Origin of the sequence: Sphingomonas radicis, from assembly GCF_051400635.1 — a bacterium.
Taxonomy (GTDB): Bacteria; Pseudomonadota; Alphaproteobacteria; order Sphingomonadales; family Sphingomonadaceae; genus Sphingomonas.
Window position 1 is genome coordinate 594,031 of sequence record NZ_JBLFFG010000002.1, and the last position, 18,615, is coordinate 612,645.

10 protein-coding genes are annotated in these 18,615 nt (G+C 64.7%); 2 read left to right on the forward strand and 8 right to left on the reverse strand.

Going from position 1 to position 18,615, the window contains the following annotated elements; translation table 11 throughout:
- Positions 1–14: 14 nt before the first annotated feature.
- From ACMGDH_RS09645 to ACMGDH_RS09675, 7 genes are all read right to left on the reverse strand, one after another.
- Positions 15–746, reverse strand: a complete 732-nt coding sequence (locus ACMGDH_RS09645; protein ID WP_436827729.1) for a LytR/AlgR family response regulator transcription factor — start codon at positions 744–746, stop codon at positions 15–17.
- On the reverse strand, positions 743–1,834 hold the full coding sequence (locus ACMGDH_RS09650; RefSeq protein ID WP_436827730.1) for a sensor histidine kinase: 1,092 nt from the start codon (positions 1,832–1,834) through the stop codon (positions 743–745). Before ACMGDH_RS09650 ends, ACMGDH_RS09645 begins: the two co-directional genes overlap by 4 nt.
- A gap of 131 nt (positions 1,835–1,965) precedes the next feature.
- A complete protein-coding gene (locus ACMGDH_RS09655; protein ID WP_436827731.1) occupies positions 1,966–4,998 on the reverse strand; it encodes a TonB-dependent receptor domain-containing protein in 3,033 nt (1,010 codons plus the stop codon).
- 471 nt (positions 4,999–5,469) lie between these two features.
- The gene (locus ACMGDH_RS09660; protein WP_436827732.1) at positions 5,470–7,389 is read right to left on the reverse strand and encodes an alpha-L-fucosidase; all 1,920 of its coding nucleotides are present in this window, start codon (positions 7,387–7,389) and stop codon (positions 5,470–5,472) included.
- A 36-nt stretch (positions 7,390–7,425) separates the two neighbouring features.
- Positions 7,426–9,990 (reverse strand): glycoside hydrolase family 3 C-terminal domain-containing protein, encoded by a 2,565-nt coding sequence (locus ACMGDH_RS09665; RefSeq protein WP_436827733.1) that lies wholly within the window; start codon positions 9,988–9,990, stop codon positions 7,426–7,428.
- Positions 9,991–10,122: 132 nt separating this feature from the next.
- Complete coding sequence (locus ACMGDH_RS09670; protein WP_436827734.1) at positions 10,123–12,453, reverse strand: beta-N-acetylhexosaminidase; 2,331 nt, start codon at positions 12,451–12,453, stop codon at positions 10,123–10,125.
- 97 nt (positions 12,454–12,550) lie between these two features.
- Positions 12,551–12,772 (reverse strand): hypothetical protein, encoded by a 222-nt coding sequence (locus tag ACMGDH_RS09675; RefSeq protein ID WP_436828253.1) that lies wholly within the window; start codon positions 12,770–12,772, stop codon positions 12,551–12,553.
- On the opposite strand from ACMGDH_RS09675, the gene ACMGDH_RS09680 reads away from it, so the two are divergent.
- Complete coding sequence (locus ACMGDH_RS09680) at positions 12,704–13,441, forward strand: GntR family transcriptional regulator (RefSeq protein ID WP_436827735.1); 738 nt, start codon at positions 12,704–12,706, stop codon at positions 13,439–13,441. The two genes, ACMGDH_RS09675 and ACMGDH_RS09680, sit on opposite strands and share 69 nt — an antisense overlap.
- Positions 13,442–13,918: 477 nt before the next feature.
- The gene (locus tag ACMGDH_RS09685) at positions 13,919–16,612 is read left to right on the forward strand and encodes a TonB-dependent receptor (protein ID WP_436827736.1); all 2,694 of its coding nucleotides are present in this window, start codon (positions 13,919–13,921) and stop codon (positions 16,610–16,612) included.
- Positions 16,613–16,740: 128 nt separating this feature from the next.
- Here ACMGDH_RS09685 and ACMGDH_RS09690 read toward each other — a convergent pair whose 3' ends face one another.
- Positions 16,741–18,576: a M2 family metallopeptidase gene (locus ACMGDH_RS09690; protein ID WP_436827737.1), complete on the reverse strand. Its 1,836-nt coding sequence runs from the start codon at positions 18,574–18,576 to the stop codon at positions 16,741–16,743.
- Between the last annotated feature and the right edge of the window lie 39 nt (positions 18,577–18,615).

Genomic DNA, 18,615 nt, shown 5'->3' on the forward strand with positions numbered 1-18,615 from the left:
ATCGCCGGACGGGATCAGCGCGCGAGATAGGCGTCTATCGGCTCGCGATACCGCCGGCTGAACCTGAGCTCCGTGCCACACGCCAGCCGGACGAGGCCGTCGCCGTGCTTTCCGGCCCGGACCTCGACGAGCCGGTCTAGCCTGACGATCGCGGATCGATGGATGCGCGCGAACTCAGGCCTGGGCAGCCGCGCCTCGAGCGATGCCATCGATTCATGGAGCAGCAGCGCACGGCCGCCGGCGTGCACTTCGGCATAGTCGCCGGCCGCGACGATCCAGTCGATCTCGGCGAGCCGGATCAACTGGGCGACGCCCCTGCCCCGCGCCACCAGCGGCGCATGGCTTCCCAACATCGATCGCAGCCGGTCGCGGTGGTCGTCGCCCGCGCCGATCTGCCGCCGCACTCGTTGGAGCACGCGCGCGAAGCGCTGGTCATCGAAAGGCTTGAGCAGATAGTCGAGCGCCTGCGCTTCGAACGCTCGCACCGCGTAGCCGTCGAACGCTGTCACGAAAACGGTGAGCGGCATCATCTCGACACCTGTCGCCTCGATCACCGCGAAGCCGTCCATCTCCGGCATTTGCACGTCCAGGAACACCAGATCGGGCCGCAGTGCCTCGATCGCCGCTACGGCTTCCGTCCCGTGCCCCGCCTCGCCCACGATCGCGAAGTCAGCCTGGTCCTCCAGCGGCTTGCGCACCGCACGGCGGGCGAGCGGCTCGTCGTCGACGATCAGCGTCCGGATCACCGCGGCACCAGGATGGTGACGCCGAAGCCCCGGCCCGGCGCCGTCTCGATCGCGAAGATGTGACGCTCGCCATGGAGCTGGCGCAAACGCTGGCGTGCATTGCCGAGGCCGACGCCTTCGACGATCGCGGCCGCTCCCTTTCCGTCGTCCGAGATCCCGATCCGCAGCATATCGCCGACCGGGCCCGCTTCGATCGTCAACGTGCCGCCCGCGACCAGCGGCGCGATTCCGTGCCGCACGGCGTTCTCCACCAGCGGCTGGAGCAGCAAAGTCGGCACCTGCACGTTGAGGACTTCCGGCGCGATGCGGCGCACGATCTTCAGCCGATCCCCCAATCTAGCTTCTTCGATCGCCAGAAAGGCATTGGTGAAGTCGAGCTCGTCGGCGAGCGCGCTTCGTTGCGACCGGTGCTGATCGATCGACAGCCGCAGCAGATCGCCCAGACGGGCGAGCAATCGCTGTGCGGTCACGGGATCGTCGGGCACCAGCGCCGAGATCGCGTTGAGCGTGTTGAACAGGAAGTGCGGCTGTAGCTGGGCGCGCAGCGCCGCGGTCTTAGCTTCGAAGAGCTGGGTCTCGAGCCGGGCCGCGGCTACCTCGCGGTCCCGCAAGGTCCGATAGGCCCGCGCGCCGAGCACGATCGCGACGATGATCGCGTAGATCATCAGATGGACGTGGATGCTGGTCGCCAGCTTTTGCAGCAGCAGGTCGCCGCTCCACGGCGCCCACGCCGTCCTCCCATAGATCATCGCGTTCATCGCTGCGTAGAGCGTTACGTGCAGCAGGGCGAAGACGAGCCCGAAGGCCAGATGAACTGCGAGCAGCCGCCCCAGCCGCCGTTCGTCGGCAAACGCCCGTGCCACCGCTACTACTCCCGGTGTCAGCAGCGCCCAGCCCGAATACCAGATCAGCCCATTGACCAGCGCCTGCCCCAGCGCGAGCTGCGGTCCCCCCGCAAAGCCCGCGACATAGGTTTGAAGCGCCGTGACCAGCGCCACTGCGAGCCAGGCCGCCCAGATGCCCAGGTAGCGAAGCAATGTCTGTCGACGGACCGCGGCCATGACCAATGATGCACGATCGGTCCGCATTGAACAGCCATGCTTGCGCGAAATACGAACGGTGGGCCTTCGACCAGATCAAACACCCCGCGCCATCTATCCTGCCAGTCTGGGCCATGGCAGCAGTGGTAGCCGCACCATGGCCCAGAAGGGCGGGAAGCCTAGAAGTTGATCGTTGCTCCCAGGGCGATCTGGCGGCCGAGCGAATCATACCGCGCGGAGAGCGTGTTGCTGCGCGACAGACCGTAATTGTACGAATTCGGCAGGATCGGCGGCGTCTTGTCGAACAGGTTGTTCGCCGAGATCCGGAACGAATAGGCCTTGTTGACGCGGAAGCTGAGCGCCAGGTCGATATAGTCGTAGGGGTCGATCCGGTAGAAGGTCGCCCGCTCACCTGCCTCGGTCCAGCCAAGCGCCGGATCGCCCGAATTCGTCACGTTGGTGAGCGGCCCCAAGTGGCGCCAGTTCACCGAGGCGCTGAAGAACTGGTCGGCAGTGGTATAGGTGGTGCGGAGCGCATGGGTCCATTTCGGAATCAGCTGGCCGCAGCCGCCGCCATAATAGCCGGCGCAGTTGTACTTCAGCAGGATCGGCGAATCCTGGCCGCCCGCCAGGGTGGTCAGCGAGCCCATGAAGTCGAAGTCGAGCCGGCCCGCGCCGCCCAGCGGAAGCGCATACTGGCCCTGGAAATCCCAGCCGTGCGACTTGCTCTTGTAGTAGTTGGTCGTGCCGCCCCGGAGATAGCCGGTGGCCGGATTGCCGGCCGGCGCGCTGTAGAGCGTGCCATCGGCATTGCGCACGAACATACTGCAGAAGAACTCGTTGCCGGCGGCGAGGCACCCGTTCGAGAAATAGTCGTAATCGTTATAGCCGATCGAATCGTTCAGATCGATCATGAAGCGGTCGACCGACACCGTCAGGCCCGGCAGGAACTGCGGCCGCAGCACGATACCGAAGGTCTTGGTATAAGCCGTTTCCGGATCGACGGTGAAGCCGCCGCGGCGCACCGTGCAGCCGACGTCGGTGGGGCAGAGAAGCGTGGGGCTGCCGTAGAGGTTGTCGGCCAGCCCCGTAGCGGCGCACACAGCTTGCGATGCCTGGGGAGCACCATAGACCGGAACCTGCTGGCCCGTGTTGGGGTCGGTCGTGGTCCCGAGCCGGGTCGGCGCGCAGATGTCGTTATAGGCCGTCGTAATGCGATCGTAGCTGATGTTGCTGCCCTGATACGCCTCGACCACGGTCGGAGCACGCTGGGCGCGGTTTATCGAAGCGCGGAAGGTGATGTCCGGGATCGGAGCCCATAGCGCTTCCGCCTTCCAGGTCGAGAAGGTGTTCGGATTGCTGCTATACTTCGAAAGGCGAAAGGCGCCGTTGAACTGCAGCAGGTCCGCGAACGGCTTGTGCTCCGCGATCGGGACCTGGAGCTCGACATTGCCTTCCCAGGCGTGCTGCGAAAGGCTCTGGTCGGTTCCGCCCATATTTTCGCGCCAGAGCTGGTCGGCAAAGCCCTCGAGCTGGTCTTCGCGGAATTCCGCACCGAAGGCGATCGCCACGCCCTGCTCCGCCCATGGGCTTTTGATACCATAGGTGCCCAGGTCGCCCTGCACCGTCGCGATGACGTTGTAGAGCTTGTTGATGGTGGTCTGGGTGCCGTAGCTGTCGCGCGTCAGATAATCGAACACTGCCCTATTGTTGACGGGCGAGCGCGAGCTGAACGGATCGAGCGGAAGGCAGCCATCGGCTGCGCCCGAGGCGCAGGCCGGCACGCCGCCCACGCTGACGACGTTCAGCGCATTGTTGACGAGATCGATGGACGGAAACGACCAGCTCCATTCCTGCTTGTTGCGCGCATAGACGCCGCCGACATCGTAGCTCCAGCCCTCGGCGAAATCACCGCGGACGCCGCCGGTGATGCGCAGCCCCTCGTTCAGATAGCGGTCCTCGAGGTCCGGCACGCCCGTAAAGCGATAGCGCAGCTCGATCGGCACCATTGCGCCGGTCCCTGCCTGCGCGCCGCAGATCACCTGCGCCTGCGAAGCGGACAGGAACGGGTTGTTGCAGTTCACCTGATAGGGCGTCGAACCAAGGGCGGTATAGCTATAGAGCCGCGCGGGGAAGCCGTTGGCCGATTTGTCGCGGAACCACATGCCGCTGGCATAAAGTTCCGCCGCGTCCGAGATCTCGAACGACGCGAAACCGCCGGCGTTCCAGCGCTCGTTCTTCCGCTGGAAGGAATAGTCGGTGTACGGGTTAGCTGCGACAGCGTCCGAATAGGGAATGAAGCTGCGGCTTCCGTCCGGATTGTTCACATATTGGTTGCCGTTGTTGGCGCCGGTACGGGGCGACACATATCCGTCGTAGGTATAGGTCGAGACCGAGCAGCTCAGCGGGCCGTCCTTGACGCTCTCGACCAGCTGACAGCCCGAGGTTTCACGCGCCGAATAGGGCACGAGCTCGCCCCGGCGATAATTGACATAGCCGGAAACGCGGAAGCGCTCGTCAAACAGCCTGGTGCCTGCGGTCAGCGACAGATCGATGCGACCGCCGTCGGTTGCCGAACCCTGGCTGGGTTGCGGGAAGCTGTATTGACGCGCGATCTGCGAAACGAGACCCGGCTGGTTCTCATGGGCATAGAAATTGTAGTTCGCGTTGAGCTGAACGCCCCGAAAATCGTTGTTCATGATGAAGTTGACAACGCCGGCGACCGCGTCCGAACCATATACGGCCGAGGCGCCGCCGGTCAGTACGTCGACGCGCTGGATCAGCGAGGTCGGGATCATGTTGACATCGCTGCCGTTCATCGTGCCGATGCGCTTGCCGTCGATCAGGATCAGCGTGCGCTCGAAACCGAGATTGCGCAGCTTGATGCGCTGTCGGCCGTCCGAATCCTGATAATTCTGCTGGCTGTCGGGCGCGATCTGCGGAACGCGGTTTAGCACTTCCTCGACGTTCACTGCCGCCTGGGCGCGAATCGATTCGGAAGTGACCGAGGTGATCGGAGCCGCGGCCGTCATGTTCGGACGGGTGATGCGGCTGCCGGTGACGATGATGTCACCGCTTTCGGTCTCGCCGGCGCCCTCGTCCTGTGCAGTCGTGGCGCTGGTCGGGGTGTCGGTTTCCTGCGCCATCGCGGGCACAGCGAACATGCCGGCAAAACAGGTCGTGCTCAGCAGCAATCGATTCAAGCGTGACATCCGGTGACCCCTTTTTATTGATCCGTTGTCGATGTGCGTCGCTTCCTCGCGGCACGCCGTTTTCGGCACCAACCGCAGGGTACGAAGTCCCTGTTTCGGCCATTTGCAGCCGAATTCGAACGTATCGGGCTGGCATTCGCCTTGCGCCGGCGCAGGCCAATGCCGCGGTCACCGCGGCTTTCCCCAGCCTTGAGCCTTTCGCCGCGACGAGGTGCCTTCATTGGCACGGCCCTGATACTCAGGCGCGCTCTTCAACCGCCCCGGGTGCAACCGGCATCGTCGTACGCACGCACCGGCAACGCAATGAAGTTGTCATATATGAAATGGCACTTCAATACCAAAAATCACTTTGGTGCTATCCTTTCCGAGGAACAAGCATACCAAACAGATATCTGGGCGCGGCGGATCGAACCCGCGCAGCGACGCGCCGGTTTGTAATCTCAAGGCCCTCAAAACGACGTTCGCAGCGAATCAACGCGGGGCGATGAACCCGCCTATGCCGGCTATCGCAAGCCGCGCGGCCGGCACCGCCGGTTCGGAAAAGGTCAATCGCAGGAAGCGCGCGGATCGAATCTTCGCAAAGGCGATCCGCTGCGTGGACAAGGCATAGGCGATATTCGAGAACTCGCCGCTGGCGCCAGGTTCCCAATTGGTGCCGTCCCGGCTCGTTTCGGCGATATAACCTTTGGGCGGTGCCGCACCCGTCATCACCTGGCGAGGGGGTGTGAGGCTGAACCCCGCCAGAAGCGTATCCGCGCCCAGATCGACGGTCACGCGGGCCGGTGTTCCGGGCGTCGGGCTTGGCTGGATCCAGATGCTCGCCGCCTCGTTGTCGAGCAGCTTTTCCGCGCCGGACGCGCTGGCCGACACGATCGTCCATCTGGTCACGTCGAGAACGCTGGGATCAGTCGACACGATCGCCGGCACCGGCACCGGCGCGACTGCCCGGAACAACGCGAATTCGCCGATCGCGGGGCAGACCGGTGCCTCCACCACACGCAGCCGGACGCGCCGTGGTGCGATCGGCACGTCGAGCCGGATGACGCGCTGGGCGGAAATACACTCATGCTCGCCCAGCGTCCGCCAACCCCCGTCGAACTCCGCGTCCACTGCAAAGCGCGTCACGCGGACTCCCAGCGGCAGATATTCGCGCAGACGGATCACATCGAAGTGCGTGCCCGGCTTCAGGTCGAGCGTCAGCGTCGGACTGGTCACGCCGTCGGGAGCCGCCCAATAGCTCTCGCGGTTGCCGTCGAGCACGCGCGCCGGCTCGAAGCCCGGGCCGCGGCTGTGGCTGGCATGCGCGACTGCACCCTGCGCGAGATCGCGCGCGAAGGTCGCACGGATCGCGTCGCCGAAGGACTTGAGGATCTTGACGTCCTGATCGGGGATCCGGCCCCGGCGATCGGGGGGAATGTTGAGATTGAGGTTGGTCCCCCGCCCCACCGACTCGTCGTACAGCCGGATCAGCCGCTCGGGGCCCTTCACCTTCGAATCCTCGTCGGCGTGGTAGAACCAGCCCGGCCGGATCGACACGTCGGTCTCCGCGGGCCACCAGATCGCGCCGCCGCGCACGCCGGAATTGCCTTCTTTCTGGTCATAGGGCTTGTTCGGCATGGTCGGCCAGCACGGGTCCCCCGCGATGCCGTCCTCATTGCCCACCCAGCGGATATCGGCGCCCAGCGGATCGAAGGTGCAGGCATTCGGCTGGAGCCTGTGGACCAACGCGACGATCGACGGCCAGTCATAGTAACGCGGCGCATCGATCTTCCGCGCCTCGCGCGCGCCGCCATAATAGCCGTCGCCGCCATTGGCGCCATCGAACCACACCTCGAACAATTCGCCGTAGCGCGTGCACAATTCGGTCAGCTGGGCGCGGAAATATTCGACATAGGCCGGGCGGCCATATTCGGGATGGTTGCGGTCCCAGGGCGACAGATAGACGCCGAAAGGCATCTTCGCGCGGCGGCAGGCATCCGCCATCTCGCGCACGATATCGCCCTTGCCGTCCTTGTAGGGGCTGTTGCGGATGCAATGCTCGGTGCGCGTGGTCGGCCACAGGCAGAAGCCGTCATGGTGCTTGGCAGTGAGGATCAGCCCTTCGAGTCCGCCTGCCTTGGCGGCGGCGACGATCTGGTCGGCGTCGAAATCGCTGGGGTCGAACAGCTTGGGGTCTTCGTCGCCAAAGCCCCATTCCTTGTCGGTGAAGGTGTTGATCGAAAAATGGACGAAGGCGTATTGCTCGCGGCCGTGCCACCGCCACTGCCGAGGGCTCGGAACGGCGCCATAAGGCTTTGGCGCCGCGCCCGTACGTGCCAAAGCCGGGATCGCGGGAACCGTGCTCACCGCCAGGCTGGTGGCGATCAGGCTGCGACGGGAAAGCTCGGTCATGCGGATCCTCTCCGGTATCGGGTTTCGGCCGGTTCGCTATTTCGGCAGTTCGAGCGCGTCTCCGCCCAGCGTGAAGTCGGCCCATTGGCCGGTTGCGGCGCCGGGCTGACCGCCGCCTACCCAGAGCCGATAGGCGCCGGGCACCACGCGGCGCGTGCCATCGCGAGCGACGGTACTGATGCTGCGCGGATCGAGCGTGAAGCGCAGCGTCTGCGTCTTGCCCGGAGCGAGCGCCACACGGCGGAAGCCGACCAGCTGGCGCTGGAGCACCGGTGTAGTCAGCGTCACGCCGCCCTTCGCCGCTGGGGGCAACAGATAGGCCTGTACGACTTCCTCGCCCGCCCGCGCGCCGCTGTTGCGCACCGTCACGCGCACCTCGACCGGCACCGCGGTGCTCGCGCCCTTCGCCTCCAGCCCGCCATAAGCGAAACTGGTATAGCTCAGCCCGTGGCCGAAACCCCAGAGCGGGGTGCCGGTGAAGAAGCGATAGGTGCGTTCCTTCATTCCGTAATCGACGAAAGCAGGCAGGTCTGACGTGGCCTTGTAGAAAGTGACCGGCAGGCGCCCTGACGGGTTGTTGAGCCCCGCCAGCGTCTCGGCGATCGCGGTGCCGCCCGCCTCGCCTGGATACCAGGCGGTGAGGATCGCATCGGCCATCGCCGGATCGACTGCCACCGCGCTCCCGCTGGTCAGCACCAGCACCACCGGCTTGCCGGTGTCGCGCAGCGCCTGGAGCAGCCGCTGTTGCGCCAGCGGCAATGCGATGTCGGTCCGGTCACCTCCGACGAAGCCGGGCACGCTCACCTGCAGTGCCTCGCCCTCGAGATCCGGCGATAGGCCAAGCACGGCGACTACCACGTCCGAATCGCGCGCTACCGCTACTGCCTGTTTGAGCAGTGGCTCGGCCGGAGGAAGCCAGAGCAGCCTGATGCCTTCGTCCTCGCCGTAGTGGTCGAGCTCAAGGCGGAAATCGTGACGCCGCCCATCGCTGGCGAGCGGGACCTCGACTCGCGCCTTGCCGAGCGGGCCCTGATGGAGCGGCTTGCCGTCGATCCACAGCCGTATGGCATCGTGCTTGGTGCAATCCTTCCAGCAGGCCGGAATGTCGATCGCCAGCGTGTAGCCGCCCGGGCCGGGCGGCACGAGCTCGCCGGCCCAGCGGACAGCGAAGCCCTTGGCGTCGAGCTCGGGCAGGGGCGCGGCGCGGGTATAGTTGAAATCGATCCGACGATCCTGCCGCACGGCCACAGGCGCACCGGTCACAATGGGGCCCGCGAAATACTCCGCCTTCAGCCCCGGCTTGCCCTCTGCCGCGAACGCGGTCTCGGGCACTACCACTGGCGCACCATCGGCCAGTACCGACCCCTGCGCATAGCGCACATTGGCCGCGCCGAATTGGCGGCGGATGCCCTCCAGCGGGGTCACGGGATCGACGGCGGTACCGTGATAATTGGCTTCGAGTATGTTGAGGTCATCGGCATCGGCGCCGATCACCGCGATGCGGCTATCCTTGGCGAGCGGAAGCCGGTCGGCATCGTTCTTGAGCAGCACGATCGCCTTGCGCGCCGCCTCGAGCGCCAGCGCGCGATGCGCGGGCGTGCCGACTTCGCTCGGCGCGATCCGGTTCCACGGGCTTTCCGCGCCGAACAAGGTGCCGAGCGCCTGCCGGGCCGAAAGCGCACGGGTCAGCGCAGTGTCTATCTCCGCCTCGCTCACCAGCCCGCGCTTCACCGCTTGAGGCAAAGTGGCATAAGCCGAACCGCAATTGAGGTCGTTGCCGCCCTTGAGCGCCGCCGCCGCCGCCGCCGCGCCGTCCAGCCGGTAATGGTGGAACAGATGGATGTTGGCGACGGCATCGCAATCCGAGACGGTAAACCCACGAAAACCCCAATTTCCGCGCAGCCGATCGATCATCAGCGAGGGCAACGCGCAGACCGGCACACCATGGATCGAATTATACGCGCACATCACCGAGCGCGCCTTGCCCTCGGTCACGGCGAGGCGGAACGCGGGCAGATAAGTCGATTCCAGATCTTGCGGACTCGGGTCGACGTCGAAGCCGTCCCGCCCACCCTCGGGGCCGCTGTGCACCGCGAGATGCTTGGGGGTGGCGATCACCTTGGGGTGCGCCGGGTCGGGACCCTGCAGCCCCTGGATGAAGGCGACGCCGAGATGCCCCGTCAGATACGGGTCCTCGCCATAAGTCTCCTGCCCCCTGCCCCAGCGCGGATCGCGGAAGATGTTGATGTTGGGCGACCAGATCGTCAGCCCCTCGTAAATCCGCCGGTCGGCGCCAATTGGACGCGCGTTGAACTTGGCCCGTGCTTCGGTAGCCACCACGTCGCCGACGCGCCGCATCAGGGTGGTGTCCCAGGTCGCCGCCAGCCCGATCGCCTGGGGGAAGACAGTCGCATGGCCGTTGCGCGCCAACCCGTGCAACCCCTCGCTCCACCAGTCATAGGCCGGGATGCCGGCTTCGTGGTCCGCAGGCGCGGTGCTCTGGAGCTGCGCTGCCTTTTCCTCGACAGTCATCGTCGCGATCGCCCTGGCCACGGCGTCCGGATCGGGTTCGGCGGCAGCAAGCAGGATAAGGGGGATCATCGTTGGAATCCTATGAACGGAGCGTGCCTGCATGCCAGCCGGCCGAGGCATTCGAGTGGGCGCCGTCTCGCACGCCGCCACCTGGGTGGCGATGTCGCCCGCGGGCGCAGCCAGCGGAGCGACCGAACCTCTTCATTTCGAGGCTTCCTGCAACACCGCCCGCTCGACCGCATAATAGGGATCCGACAGCGGCGAAGTGAACTGGAAGCAGAGATCCTCGTCGCCTGGCAGCTTGGGAAGCGCGCCCGAGAAGCTGAACCGCGTCGGCGCGGTCGCCGGATCGGGCAGCGGAAAAGTCGCGACGACGATCGGCTCGACCTTCTTGTCCTTCGCGGCGGAAATGCAGCGTGCGACGACCATCAGCTCGCCATGCGCCGTCACGCTGTAGTGCTCGCGCAATGCCTTGGCCTCGTGCGCCAGGCCATAGTGCCGCGGCAGTCGTGCGACGTCGACGGTGAAGCTCCGCGCCACGTCGAGCGGCGCGGACGGATAGGCGCTGCACGTATCGAACGGGTTGACGTTGAACGCCGGGGCGTTCTCGGTCGCCTCCGAGGTCAGCGGCACTCGCAGACCGAAGGCACCGCGTGGACAGGCGGCCAGCTCCGAGCTGGTGCGAGTGAGTAGCGCGTTCCGGCGGGTGTCGAAGCTTCGCGGCCGGGCAGTGGCGTTGCCCGCCCGATCGAACGCGGCGGCGCGGATCGTCACTCCGGGCTTCAATTCGAGCGGCGCTTTATATGCGGGTGATTTGGCAGTGGGGATCCTGCCGTCGAGCGTATATCGGATCGTGCCGTAGGGCGCCTGGGTGGCAAGCGCGACGCGTACTAGGTCCGCGCGCAACGCGTCGCCGCGCGCCCCCTCAAGATGGAAGCCCACGGCAAAGGCGCTGTCCGCCACTTCCATTCCCGAGCGCCGCCAGCGCTGGATCTGCGGATCGAGCCGAGCAAGGAAACTTGCGAAGTCGCGCTTCTCCTTCGCCGACCAGGTGATCTCGGCGAGCGCGGCGGCGCGCGGAAAAATCATATGCTGCACCTGGTAGGGCGTGACGAGATATTCGCTCCAGGCATTTGCCTGCGCACCGAGCACATGCTTGGCCTTCTCGGCCTCGATACCGGGGGGCATCGGCTCATATTTGTAGACGTCGGCGAGCGTCTGGATCGACATTCGTCCTGGCGGCTCGTCGGCGAGGTCGCTCTGGAGGCTGTCGAGGTACAGCGTCGGTGCGGGGCTCAACACGACGTCATGGTTCTGGTTGGCCGCTTCGACGGCCCCCTTCTCGCCGCGCCACGACATCACCGAGGCGGAGGGAGGCAGTCCGCCCTCGAGGATCTCGTCCCAGCCGATCAGCCGTCGGCCTTTGGCCGCCAGATAGGTGCCGAACTCGTCGATCAGCCAGCTCTGTAACGCGTCCTCATCCTTGAGACCCAGCGCCTTGATTTGCGCCTGCACCTCCGGCGAACGCTGCCACTGGTCCTTGATCGCCTCGTCGCCTCCCAGATGGATGTAAGTGCCCGGAAACACCGCAATCAGCTCGTCAAGCACCTCCTTTACGAAGGCAACGCCCCTGGGCCCGGGATTGAGCAGATAGGGATTGACCCCCCAGTCGTGCGATACTTCGGGCCGGTCGCCGAACACGCCGAATTCGGGATAGGCGGCGACAAGCGCCTGAGCGTGGCCGGGCAGATCGATTTCGGGAACGATCGCGACGCCCCGCTCGGAGGCATAGGCGACAAGCGCGCGGAGCTGCTCCTGGGTGTAGAAGCCGCCCACCTTGGCGCCGGGCGCGCCGCCCATCGACGGCGGCGTTCGCCACGCACCTATTTGCGTGAGCTTCGGATAGCGTTTCACCTCGAAGCGCCAGCCCTGGTCATCAGTCAGGTGCAGATGAAGGGTGTTGAGCTTCACCGACGCCATCTGATCGACCACCGCGAAGATCGATTCGATGGGCTGATAATGACGCGCTACGTCGACCATCAGCCCGCGCCAGGCGAAGCGCGGCATATCCTCGATGGTCATTGCAGGGACTTTCACCGGCTTGCCGAAGGCGCGGTCGGGGCTCAGAAGCTGCGCGATCGTCATAGCGCCATAAATCAGGCCGCGGTCGCCCGAAGCACTGACGCGGATGCCCTGGGTGTTCACTAGGAGGCGATAGGCCTCCTCCCCGCGCACAGATGCGTCACGGACGAACGTGATCGCGCCATCGCCCTCGCGCGGCACCAACCTAAGCCCGCGCTCGATCTTCACATGCGCTGCCAACAGGCGCGCCGCAGCCGCAACGCCGGCGTCGCCCGATGTCACGCCGATTGCCGCATCGTCCCGTATCGTGATGCTACCCGGCCCTCGCACGATCGATTGGGGAATCGGCGTTAGCGCGATCGGATCAGCCGATTGCGCCAGTACCGCGGAGCTCCACAGCAAAGTCGCCCAACCGAGATGACATGCCCGACGCACCCCGATAACCTGCATCGCCTGTTCTCCCGCTCCGCGTCTGGAGGAAGCTGATCCCCCTGGATGTAACCAATATAAGTCCTGTGGCACAATAGGCGTGCTCCCAGACAGCCGGTCAGACGGGCGCAGCGGAACCGCGGCCAATTTCACGGGAGTTGATCAAAATACCAATTTGAATCCATACCACGCCATTGCCTGATCGGACGTGTTGCGATAGCGTCACGCTACCCGGGGCAATTGCCGCAAGGGCGGCCACAGGGGAGGATTGATGGCTTTTTCGGATCAGATTGGGCGTTTTCGCGCGGACAATCGGTCCCCGCTTTATCTTCAGCTTCAACAGCTCATCCGCGATGCGATCAGCTCCAATATCTTGACCCCTGGTGACGCGATTCCTCCCGAACGCGATCTCGCCAGCGAATATGATGTGGCACGCATCACAGTGCGCAAGGCGATCGTCGGCCTAGTCGAGGAAGGCCTGCTGACGCGCCGCCGCGGCGCCGGCACCTTTGTCGTCGGTCGCGTCGAGAAGAGCTTCTCCAAGCTCTCGTCGTTCACTGAGGACATGGCGGCGCGCGGCCGCAAGGCAAGCAGTAGCTGGATCTCGCGCGCACCGGGCAAGGTGAACCCGGAAGAAGCAATGATGCTGGGGCTCTCCCCCGGGGCGCCCGTGCTGCGCTTTGCACGCATCCGCTATGCCGATGACGAGCCAATGGCGCTCGAGTTCTCGACGATCGCGGGTTATTGCCTCGAGTCAGTCGATGTCGTCCAAGACTCGTTATACACCGCACTCGAAAGGGTCGGTAATCGGCCGGTGCGCGCGCTGCAGCGGCTCCGGGCGGTGCCCTTCGGAGGCGAACATGCCCGGATGCTTGGCGTCGATCCCGGCCATGCCGGCCTGCTGATCGAGCGGCGCGCCTTTCTGCGCGATGGTCGCCCGGCTGAGGTCACCCGCTCCTACTATCGTGGCGACGCCTATGATTTCGTCGCCGAGCTCAGCGACATCTAGGGTCTGTACCCAATAGGCGTTCAATCCCGCGCGCTTTCCCAAGCGCGGCTTGCTCGCTCAAAAATCCTCCGCTCGCTTCAGCTGCCTCGTTGGAGAGAGGGAGGCGCGGCATGATGCCGTTCGCCCTCAGATAGTACCTTTTACCGTCCAAGGGACAACCGCGTGTTCGTTCGCCCCCCGGCCTTGAAGCTAGCCATATGCGACAGTTGCCCTCTTTCATGCGACACATCGAAACAAAACCGTCAAACAAATGATATGAATTGGTCTTATCAATTGGTACGCCTTGATCGCTTCGCCCCGCGATCCCAACAGAGCGGGCAAAGCCGTCGCGCGATCGTCAGCGCAGAAATTCGATGTCCAGCGGTGCCTCAGGCTCCGCTAATGAATGGGGATGCTATGATGCGTTTGCGACGGACGGTCTTTTTGTGCTCGGCTTTCACCGGCTTCGCTGCTGCTGCCCAGGCCCAGGAAGCTCCTGTGGCGCCCAGCCCGGCACCGCAGAGCGAAGCCGCGACCCAATCCGGAGCCGGCGAGGAGGAAGTGGTCGTCACCGGCTATGCCGGAAGCCTTCGCGAGGCGATCGAGGTTAAGCGCAACGCGAACGCCGTCGTGGACGCGATCTCCGCCGAGGACATCGGCAAGTTCCCCGACCGCAACGTCGCAGAATCGCTGTCGCACATTCCGGGCGTGTCCATCGATCGGCGGTTTGGTGAAGGCGAGAAGGTCGCGATCCTGGGCACCGATCCTGCGCTCAACCGTATGCTGCTGGACGGACACGGTCTCGCTTCCGCGGATTGGGGCGGGAACGACAATGATCCCAGCAGCCGCACCTTCAATTATTCGCTGCTCGCGCCCGAGTTGGTCGACCGGCTGGAGGTCTACAAGTCGCCGGAAGCGCGGATCGAGGAGGGCAGCCTCGGCGGCACCGTGATCGTTCGCACGCGCCGGCCGCTCGAGCTGGACGCGCATTCGATCTTCGCGTCGGGCGGCTATTCGTACAATGATCGTGCCGAAAAGGGGAGCATCCGCGGCTCCGGCCTCTACAGCTGGAAGAACGACGCCGAGACCTTCGGCGTTCTGATCGCCGCCACCTACGACAAGCAGAACCTGGTGCGCTCGGGCGTCGAATTTTTCGGATACGACAACGCAGACGGTTCCGGCAGCCCCTTTATGACGACGAACGCCGCGGGCGAGCGCGTACTCAAAAACCCAAATGCGGTGATCACCGGCGGCACGCTCGCCGATCTGGACCAAGCGGCCTCGCCCTTCGGGATCAACTATGCCTACTTCCAGCAGCAGCGCGAACGCGCCAGCGTCGCCGGCGCGATCCAGCTGCGGCCGACGAGCGACCTGACCCTCACCCTCAACGGGCTGCACATCGAGGGCAATTACAACAATTACAGCCAGTCGATGTACACGATCCCCGGCGCCTGGACGGGGGACGTGCTCCAGTCCGCCACGATTGCCAACGGGGTGGTCACCGACGCCAGCTTCGGCGCTGCCACCGGCCAGAGCGCGCAGCTCGACACGCTCGTTCGCCACACCAAGCTCAAGACCGACAACCTCAACTTCCTCGCCGAGTGGGAAGGCGACGACGGCGCCAAGCTGTCCTTCGTCGGCGGCTGGAGCAAGGCGACCGGCGGACGCAATCCCGAATATCTTTTCAACGTCCAGACCCGTCTGCCGTTCAGCTATTCGATCAGTCCGACCTCGGCGGACGTGAACTTCGTCGGCGACCTCACCAGTCCCGCCAACTATTTCACCAATCCGAACAATAATCCTGCGACGATCGAGGGCAGCCCGGTGATCGTCAATGGGACGCCGCTCGTCGCTGCGCAGATCGGCGGCCTGGATTACAGCATCACCACCGACACTGACGTGTTCGTGGGCTTCGACGCGACTGTTCCCGTCGGCGGCTTCTTCACTCAGCTGCGCATCGGCAGCCGGTTCACCGACCATGTCAACCGCGTCGATGCGCGCGGCGTCAATAGCTACCTCCAGCAATCGCTGCTCGGTTCGCAGCTGAATGTCGAAACGCTCACGACTCCCGAGGGCGTCTTCAGCGGAACGGGAGGTAGCGGCAACGCGACGCGATATCTGAACCTGCCCGAGCAATCGGTCATCGACATCCTAGCCAACGCGATCAATTCACCGCTCGTGGAGAAGGTTGGCGCCTCGACCCGAGTGAAGGAGACGATCGTGGCGAGCTACGCCCAGCTCGATTTCGAACATGGTGGTCTGCGGGGCAATATCGGCGGACGGCTCGTCTATACCGAGGACCTGTCGCAATATGCCCTGTCGCTGCCGACGCCGGCGAATCCCAACCCGCAGCCGGTGCCGACCAGCACTTCGAACGATTACCTGAAATTCCTGCCATCGCTCAACATCGTCTATGAGGCCAGCCCCAAACTGATCTTCCGCGGCGCGGTGGCGAAGGTGATCTCCCGTCCGCGCTATCAGGATTTGGCGGCTTCGATCACGCAGAACGACGTCACCTATGATGCGGGGGGCGGCAATCCCAATCTTAAGCCCTATGAATCGACCAATTACGAGATCACCGCGGAATATTATCCGGCGCCGGGTGCGCTGCTTTCGCTCGAACTCTATCGCCGCGAAATTTCCAACTATATCGTCAACACCCGCCGTGAAGGCGTCGCGCTCTTCAACTCGCTGACCGGGCAACTCGAAAGCCGCTACAGCGTGTCGCAGCCGGTCAATGGCGGCGAGGCGAAGGTGAACGGCGTGCTCGTGAGCGGGCAAGCGGAAATCTGGGGCGGGTTCGGGCTCCAGGCGAATTATGCGTATCAGGACAGCAGCACCTCGACGACGCTCGACACGACCGAGGTCCTCAACCTTCCTTATCTTTCGAAGCACACTGTCAACGTCATTCCCTATTTCGAGAAGGGCCCGTTCCAGGCGCGCCTGAGCTACAGTTATCGCTCTTCCTATTTCCGGACGATCGGGCGCCTCGGCTCGCAGGAAATGGTCGGGCCGTACAACCAGCTCGATGCCTCGGTCGCGTTCAAGCTGAACGACAACGTCACCCTCTCCGCTCAAGCGCAGAACCTGCTCGACGAGACCTATCTGCAGTATAGCGGCACGCCCGATCGGCCCTCGGCCTTCTACAAGAACGGGCGTACCTTTGTGGGCAGCCTTTCATTTCGCATGTAGCGTGCCGGCATGCGACTCGGAGGCCTCGTATTTCCGGGCCTTTTACCAGAGGGGGCGATGAACCCGTTCGTCGCCTTCCTCCTGGCAGGGGAGGACCGAACGACCGCAGCTGCCCGGTTCGCCCAGGGTCACCAGCCCTGGGGCTGGCCCCTGTTCTGCTCGTCGAGCCATTGTTTGAGCGGCGCGAAATATTCGGCCATGGCCTTGCCCGACATTTCGCGCGTTCCCGTGAATTCCTGGAGCGCGTCGGGCCAGGGCTTGGACGCGCCCATTTCCAGCATCTTGTTCAGCCGCGCGCCGACTTGCTTGTCCCCATAGAAGGAGCAGCGGTGGAGCGGGCCTTTCCAGCCGGCCTGGTCGCATGCCGCCTTGTAGAATTGGAACTGGAGCACGCGCGCGAGGAAGTAGCGCGTGTAGGGCGTGGTCGCCGGGATGTGGAACTTGGCGCCAGGATCGAACCTGCTCTCGTCGCGCGCCACCGGCGGCACGATGCCCTGATACTGGAGGCGCAGCTTGTCCCAGCCGGCCTGGTAGCCGTTCGCCGGGATCTGGCCCGAGAAGACGCCCCAACGCCATTTGTCGACGAGCAGGCCGAAGGGCAGGAACGCCACCTTGTCCATCGCCTGGCGTAGCAGCAGACCGATGTCCTTGTCGGCGCTCGGCACCTGCGCCTTGTCGAGCAGGCCGATCTGGACGAGGTAATCGGGCGTGATCGAGAGCGCGACGAAATCGCCGATCGCTTCGTGGAAGCCGTCGTTCGCGCCGTCGAGATAGAGCGGTGACTGCTTGTTGTAGGCACGCTGATAGTAGTTGTGGCCGAGCTCGTGGTGGATCGTCACGAAATCATCGGCATTGACCTTGATGCACATCTTGATGCGCAGATCGTCGACATTGTCGATGTCCCAGGCCGAGGCGTGGCACACGACTTCGCGATCCGCCGGCTTCACGAACTGCGAACGCTGCCAGAAGCTCTCAGGCAGGGGCGCGAAGCCGAGCGAGCTGTAGAAGCCCTCGCCCGCTCGGACCATCTTCAGATGGTCATAGCTCTTGGCCTTGAGCAGCTCGCCGACGTCGTAGCCGATGCTGCCCGCGCCCGGCGGGGCGACGACGTCGTAGATGTTACCCCATTCCTGCGCCCACATGTTGCCGAGCAGATCGGCGCGGATCGGGCCTTTCGCGGGCTGGACGGCGTCGCCGTATTTGGCATTGAGCTTGTGGCGCACATAGGTGTGCAGCGCGAGGTAGAGCGGCTTGAGATCGTCCCAGATCCTGTCGGTCATGCCTGCAAAGGCATCGGGGTCCATGTCGTAGCCCGAGCGCCACATCGCGCCGACGTCGGCATAGCCGAGGCCCTTCGCGCCTTCGTTGGCGATGCCGACGAGCTTAGCGTAGTCACCGCGCATCGGGGTGCCGACATTGTCGTGCCAGCTGACCCACATCTCCTTGAGCTTGGCGGGATCGCGGATCTCGCCCATCGCGGCCTCGATGTCGCTGCCGTTGATCGGCTTGCCCTCGAGCGTTCCCCTGCCCGCGCCGTAGATGCCGGTGATCTTCGCGGAGAGCCCGGCCAGTTCGTCCGCCGCGCCGGCGCGGACGGGCGCGGGCAGCACGATCTTGTTGCGGAGCATGCCGAGCTTGCGCGCGGTGTCGTAATCGAGGCCGGGAACATTGGCGAACTTCGCCGCCGCTAGCGCCAGATCGACCTGCAGCTTGGTGAGCGCGGCATTCTCGCGTGAGGTGAGCGCTTCGGTGTCCGGTGTGATGTAGGTCTCGTAGACCCAACCCGCACGGGCAGCGACGACGCCCTGGGCGAAAAGCTTCGCTTCGGCATCGGCGACGAAGGCCTTGGCCTGGGCAGCGGTGTGGGCGGTCTGGACGACTTCGCCGTCGCGATCGCGCGCGCCCAGCGGCGCCGCGGCGAGCAACGAGGCGAGCGCGAGCATCGAAATGCCGGTGCGGATCATATTCTGGGAACCCCTGAGACCTTGGATGGCGCGACAGTC